The organism is Mycobacterium sp. TH-M15, from assembly GCF_057473705.1.
The window spans coordinates 1-6,136 of sequence record NZ_JBYCLB010000413.1 but is presented as its reverse complement, the minus strand read 5'-3'; the positions used below and the strand labels follow the sequence as shown (position 1 = coordinate 6,136).

Annotated in this window: 2 protein-coding genes and 1 pseudogene; 2 read left to right on the top strand and 1 reads right to left on the bottom strand. The window is 68.6% G+C overall.

Translation table 11 applies throughout. From position 1 onward, the window contains the following. A partial coding sequence (locus AC2VNT_RS10070; RefSeq protein WP_486946718.1) for an acyl carrier protein occupies positions 1 to 592 on the top strand: 592 nt, incomplete at its 5' end. Continuing rightward, a complete protein-coding gene (locus tag AC2VNT_RS10065; RefSeq protein WP_486946717.1) occupies positions 582 to 5,873 on the top strand; it encodes an amino acid adenylation domain-containing protein in 5,292 nt (1,763 codons plus the stop codon). The genes AC2VNT_RS10070 and AC2VNT_RS10065, both read left to right, overlap by 11 nt. An 8-nt stretch (positions 5,874 to 5,881) precedes the next feature. Here AC2VNT_RS10065 and AC2VNT_RS10060 read toward each other — a convergent pair. Then, positions 5,882 to 6,136, bottom strand: a pseudogene (locus AC2VNT_RS10060) (FtsX-like permease family protein); the annotation flags it as partial.

The following is a 6,136-nucleotide window of genomic DNA, read 5'->3' as shown; positions in this document are numbered from 1 at the left end:
GGCGGCCGACGGTGTGCGGACGCTGGCGAAGCTGCTCCGCTCGTCGGCCACTCAGGTCGCCGTGCTGCGGATGACCCCTTCGCTGACCGCCGACCTGCTCGGCACGCCGTCCGACCGCGACCCGTACGAGCGCCCTGACAACGTGCGCGCCACGGTGCTGCGCGCCGACGACGCCGAACGCCGTCGACTGCTCAAGTCGTACCTGGGCGCACAAGCGGCCGGAAAGCTCGGTCTGGCGCCGTCACAGGTGGACGTCGAATCGCCGCTGCACCAACTCGGTGTCGACTCGCTGGTCGCCGTGGAATTGCGCGCTCAGATCGACCGCGACTGCGGGGTCGTGGTGCCGGTTGTCCGACTGCTGGACGGTATGAGCCTCACCGGGCTGGCCGGATGGCTCGCCGGGCAATTGTCCGGCAGCACGGCCGAACCCACCCCCGCTGCGCCGGACAATGCGCCAATCATTCACGGCACCAATGGCTCTGACGCGAAATGGCTGGATGCTTTGGGCCGGCTTCCCGACATTTCCGACGACGACGTCGACGCGCTGTTGCGCGACGTTCTCGCAACAAGGGAGGGGCAAGATGACGGATGAGCTCGCGGGCCTGTCCGCCGACGAAAAGCGGGTACTGCTGGCACGCCTGCTGATGGAGAAGGCGGAAGCCTCGGCGTCGGCATATCCCCTCTCCTATGGTCAGCGGTCGCTGTGGTTCCTCTACCAGCTCGCGCCCGGCAGCCCCGCCTACACGATCAGCTACGCCGGACAGATCCGCGGCCAGCTCAACGTGGCCGCACTCGAGGCCGCGGCCCAGGCGCTGGTCGACCGGCATGACATCCTGCGGACCACCTACACCACGCGCGACGGCCGGCCAGTTCAGCTGGTCCACCCTCGGCTGCGGGTGCGCGTCGACCAGCTCGAGTTGAATCCCGAAGAGACGCAACGATGGCTGCGACGGGAAGCCGATCGCCCCTTCGACCTGCGCACCGGACCGGTGGTGCGGTTCCACCTGATCGCACAGGGTCCGGGCGAGCACCTGCTGGTGCTGACGCTGCATCACATCGCCGTGGACATGTGGTCGATCGACCTGATCCTCGACGAGCTCCGGCAGCTGTATGCCGCCGAGCACGGCGCACCGCCGCCGCCACCACCACCGATGCGCTATGTCGACTACGCGCGCGATCACACCCGGGCCATCCAGGGAGCTGAGGGCGACCGGCACTGGCGGTATTGGAGCCGTCAGCTGGCCGGGGACACACCGCTGCTCCGGTTGCCCGTCGACCGGCCGCGGGGCGCGGTACAGACGTACCGCGGTGCGGTGCACCGCTTCACCGTCGACCGGGCGCTGACCGCCCGGCTCAAGGAGGTGGGCCGCGACGCCGGCGCCACCCCGTATATGACGTTGTTCGCGGCCTACGCCGCGCTGCTGCACCGCTACAGCGGGCAGGAAGATCTGCTGATCGGCTCGCCGTTCGGATGTCGCGACCACCCGGGGCTGGCCAGCGTGGTCGGCTACATCGCCAACCCGGTGGTGCTGCGACCCGACGTGAGCGGTGACCCGACCTTCACGTCGCTGCTGGGCCGAGTCAAAACCACTGTCCTGGAAGCACTTGAGCACCAGGACTTTCCGTTCACGCTACTCGTCGAAAGGCTGGATCCGGCCCGTGACCTCAGCCACACACCGCTGTTCCAGGTCTCGTTCGCGTGGGAGCAGACCCGCCGCTTCCAAGAGGGCACGGCCGCCGGCCCGGCGACGCTGGATTTCACCACGACCCACATCGGGCAGGGTGGTGCACCGCTGGACTTGATGCTGCTGATGGGCGAACAGGACGGCGAACTGCTGTGCGTCCTGCAGTACAACACCGACCTGTTCGACGATGCGACGATCGAGCGGATGGCCGAGCACTTCACCACGTTGCTCGGCGGCATCGCCGCCGGTCCAGACCGCCGCCTGTCGACGCTGCCGATCCGCACCGACGCGGAAATCTCACGGCAGGCGACGTGGAACGAGACCGACGTCCGCTACGAGGCCCCGGACTCGTTGCCCGCCATGGTGACCGCGGCGGCGCGGCGCCAGCCGTCGGCGATCGCAGTGGCATTCGGTGACCACGAGCTGACCTACGCCGAACTCGACCGGCGCGCAGATGATTTGGCGGGCCGGCTGCAAAGCCTCGGCGTGGGCCCGGAAAGTATCGTCGTGGTGCTGCTGGACCGCGGCGAAGACCTGGTGGTGGCGCTACTCGGGGTGGCGAAGTCCGGCGCGGCGTTCATGCCGCTGGACCCGGGGCAGCCCGCCAACCGCATCGCCGCGATGGCGGCTGACTCCGGCTCCCCGCTGGTCATCACCCACCAGCGAAACCTGCCGCTACTCAAGGACTTCGACGGTCACCGTCTCTGCCTGGAGCTGCCGATCGCGTCACCGGAAACCGGCACCCGCGCGTCGCGCCCGGTCACGCGGCCGGACGGACTCGCCTACGTCGTCCACACCTCGGGCTCCACCGGGGTCCCCAAACGGGTACTCAACACCCACGGCGGCCTGGCCAACCTGCTGCTCTGGATGCAGGCGAACTACCGACTCGACGCCCGCGACCGGGTGCTGCACCACACCCCGGTGACCTTCGACGCGTCGCTGGCGGAGATTTTCTTGCCGTTGATCGTCGGCGCGCGGCTGGTGATCGCCAGACCCGACGGACATCGCGACGCCGCCTACCTCGTCGACACCATTGCCGCACAGCGGATCACCCAGATCGTGCACGTCGTGCCATCCATGCTGCAGTCGTGGCTCCGCGAGCCCGGTCTGCGAGACTGCACCGCACTGCGGCGGGTGACGTGCGGCGGCGAGGCCTTGCCCAACGACCTCGCTCAGCGCTTCCTGAACACCGTCGACGTCGAATTGTGGAATGAGTACGGGCCCGCCGAGGCGGCCGTCACCGCCACCTATGCGCACTGTAGGCGCGGCGCGCCCGGCGCAGCGGTTCCGATCGGGCGGCCGATCGCCAACGTCCAGGTACATCTGCTCGACGGCCATCTCCAACCGGTGCCGGTAGGCGTGCCCGGCGAACTGTATATCGGCGGAGTGGGCGTGGGCTCCGGCTATGCCGGTCAACCCGAGGCGACGGCCACCCGGTTCGTCGCCGATCCGTTCCGTCGGGGCGGGATGCTCTACCGCACAGGCGATTTGGCCCGCTATCGGGCTGACGGCAACATCGATTACCTGGGCCGCCTGGACGGTCAGGTGGAAATCCGCGGTGTCCGGATCGAGCCAGGCGAGGTCGAGGTCGCGTTGAGCAGGCATCCCGGCGTGAGTGAGGCCGTGGTGGTCGCCGCGACCGACGAACGCGGCCACACTCAGTTGACTGCGCACATCACTTCGGCGACCGAGCCCGGGCCGACCACCCCGCAGCTACGGCGTTTCCTGCTCGAGTGGCTTCCGGCGGCCATGCTGCCGGCCCACTTCGTCGTGACCGGCGAGTTGCCGCGCACCTCGGGCGGGAAGGTCGACCGGCGCGCTCTGGTCGCCACCGGCTCGGGCGCGGTGCAGCGCGAGCGGGAGTTCGTCGCGCCGCGCAACCGAACCGAGCAGGTGCTGGCCGAGATTTGGCGCAGGGTGCTCGGCGTCGAACGGATCGGCGTCCACGACGACTTCTTCGCGCTCGGCGGGGCATCGACGCACAGCCTGGAGGTCGCGGTCCGCGCACAGGCGGCCGGCCTGCCGCTCAAGCCGGAGTCGGTCTTCTTGTTCGGCACCATCGCCGAACTGGCCACGGAGTTCGGGGCCGCGGCGGAAAGCAGTCCCGCTCAGGCGGCGCCCGCCGCGTCAGCCGACATCAGCGTGGACACCGAAGCGCGGCCGCTGCCGGCGGTTAGTCCGCCGACCCGCAACACGGTGATCGAAAGCATCGGCACCTATTTGCCTTTCACGGTGGTCTCGACCGCCGACCTGCTGGCCGGGTGTGCCAACGACATCGGGATACCGCTGGAGAAGCTGACCGGGATCAAGAACCGCCGGATGGTGGCCGATGGTGAATTCTCCATCGACCTGGCCCGCCAAGCGGTGGCCGACTGCTTGTCCCGGTCGAGCTATCGGCCGGCGGAGATCGACCTGCTGATCTCGTGCAGCATTTCCCGCTGCGACGGGCCCGACCAGAAATTCGTGTTCGAGCCCAGCACCGCTGCGCGACTGCGGGATCAGTGCGGCCTGGACAACGCCGTGGCCTTCGACATCACCAACGCGTGCGCGGGAATGTTCACCGGGATAGCGATTGCCGACGCCTTTCTGCAGACCGGGCTTATCGGGCGCGCGATGGTGGTCAGCGGCGAGTACATCACCCACATCAGCGAGACCGCGCAACGCGAAATCGAAGGGCCGATGGATCCGCGACTCGCGTGTCTGACGGTCGGGGATGCCGGCGCCGCGGTGATTCTGGAACGCGGCCCCAACAACCGCGCCGGCTTCCACGACATCGACATCGCCACGCTGAGTCGATACGCCCCCATGTGCATCGCGAAAGCCACCGGCGGGCCAGCGGGTGGTGCGATCATGACGGTCGACTCGATCGCGGCGACCGCGATCGCGGTGCAGGCCGCGGTGCCCTACGTCGCCGGCGTGATGCGACGCCACGGATGGCGTCCGGAGCACTGCGATCACATCGTGATGCACCAGACGTCGGAATCGTCGATCAACGACGCGGTCGGCGCGGTGAATCGGATGTTCGGCGAGGGATCCGCCAACCCGGGCAACACCATCTACAACTTGGCCGAGCGTGGAAATACTGCCAGCACAACGCATTTCATTGCTCTCAAAGACCATATCCTGAGCAACCGGATCAGGTCCGGCGACAACGTCGTGTTCGGCATCAGCGCCTCGGGTCAGACCGTGGGCGCCGCGCTGTACACCTTCGACGACCTGCCCGACCGACTGCGCCGCGGTTCCGACGACCAGCACGGCCTGCAGGCGCCGCGCGACGCCGCGAAGCTGGCGCCGGCCCCGCCCCCGGCGGTCGGCATCGCGGGCGTCGGCACCATCCCGGCCGGCCGCCCCGGGTCGTGCGGCTCGGTGGAATTGGCAACCCGGGCCTCCGCAGCGTGCCTCGATCGGACCGGCCTGGACCGCGACCGGCTCGGCCTGGTCATCCACGCCGGCGTCTATCGGGATGAGTTCATCAGCGAGCCGGCCATCGCCGCACTGGTTGCCGGTGAGCTCGGGATCAACGACGACATCCGATCCCCGGACGGCGCCAAGACGCTCGCCTTCGACGTGTTCAACGGCGCGGTCGGATTCCTCAACGCCTGCCAGGTGGCCGTCCAGATGATCGGCGCCGGAAAAACCCTGCACGCCATGGTCGTTGCCTCGGAGACCGAGAACAACGCCGGCAGCGCCAGCCACCCCGGCTACGGCCTGAGCGAGACGGGGTCGGCGGTGATCCTGTCACCGACCGACGGCGACAAGGGGTTCGGCCGGTTCGTGTTCCGCCACTACCCCGAATACGCCGAGGCGCTCACCACCTTCACCCGCCACGAAGACGGCCGCACCTGGCTCGAGATCGACCGCGACCCGGAGTTGTCCACGCACTATCTGGACATCATCACCAACGCGGTGGGCGAATTGCTCAAGCTCGAGGGGATCGACCCGTCCGATATCGCCGCGGTGTTCCCCCCGCATCTGTCGCCGTCCGAGCGCGAGGACTTGGCCGCCCGATTGGGTATCGCGAGTTCGCTTTTCGTCGTTCCGGTTACCGACAGCGACCCGTTTTCGTCGTCGGTCCCCCAGGGCTTGCAGCATGCCTGGCAGCACGAGTTGGTCAAGGCCGGCGACGTCGGGCTGATCGTCAGTGTGGGCTCCGGACTCCAGGTCGGTTGCACGACCTACCGTTTCTGAGGGGCCCGCTACTCGTCGCGCAACTGCGCCGCCAGCCCGGCCCGGGTGGTCTGCCACGCCGGACCGACCGCCGCCAGAACCGCCGACAAGACGGCGAGGATCGCGTACCCGGTCGCGTCGGTCGCCGGGAAGATCAGCGGGACAACAGCTCCCACATCGACAAGCGCGGCCCGCGCCACGACCCCGATGATCGCGATGGACACCACGCCCCCGAGCATGGCGCCCGTCGCGCTCGCGATGACGGCCTCGATCGTGGTCACCGC

Excerpts from the sequence above, each read along its gene's own strand:
- AC2VNT_RS10065 (WP_486946717.1), top strand. The coding sequence starts at position 582 with ATGACGGATGAGCTCGCGGGCCTGTCCGCCGACGAAAAGCGGGTACTG.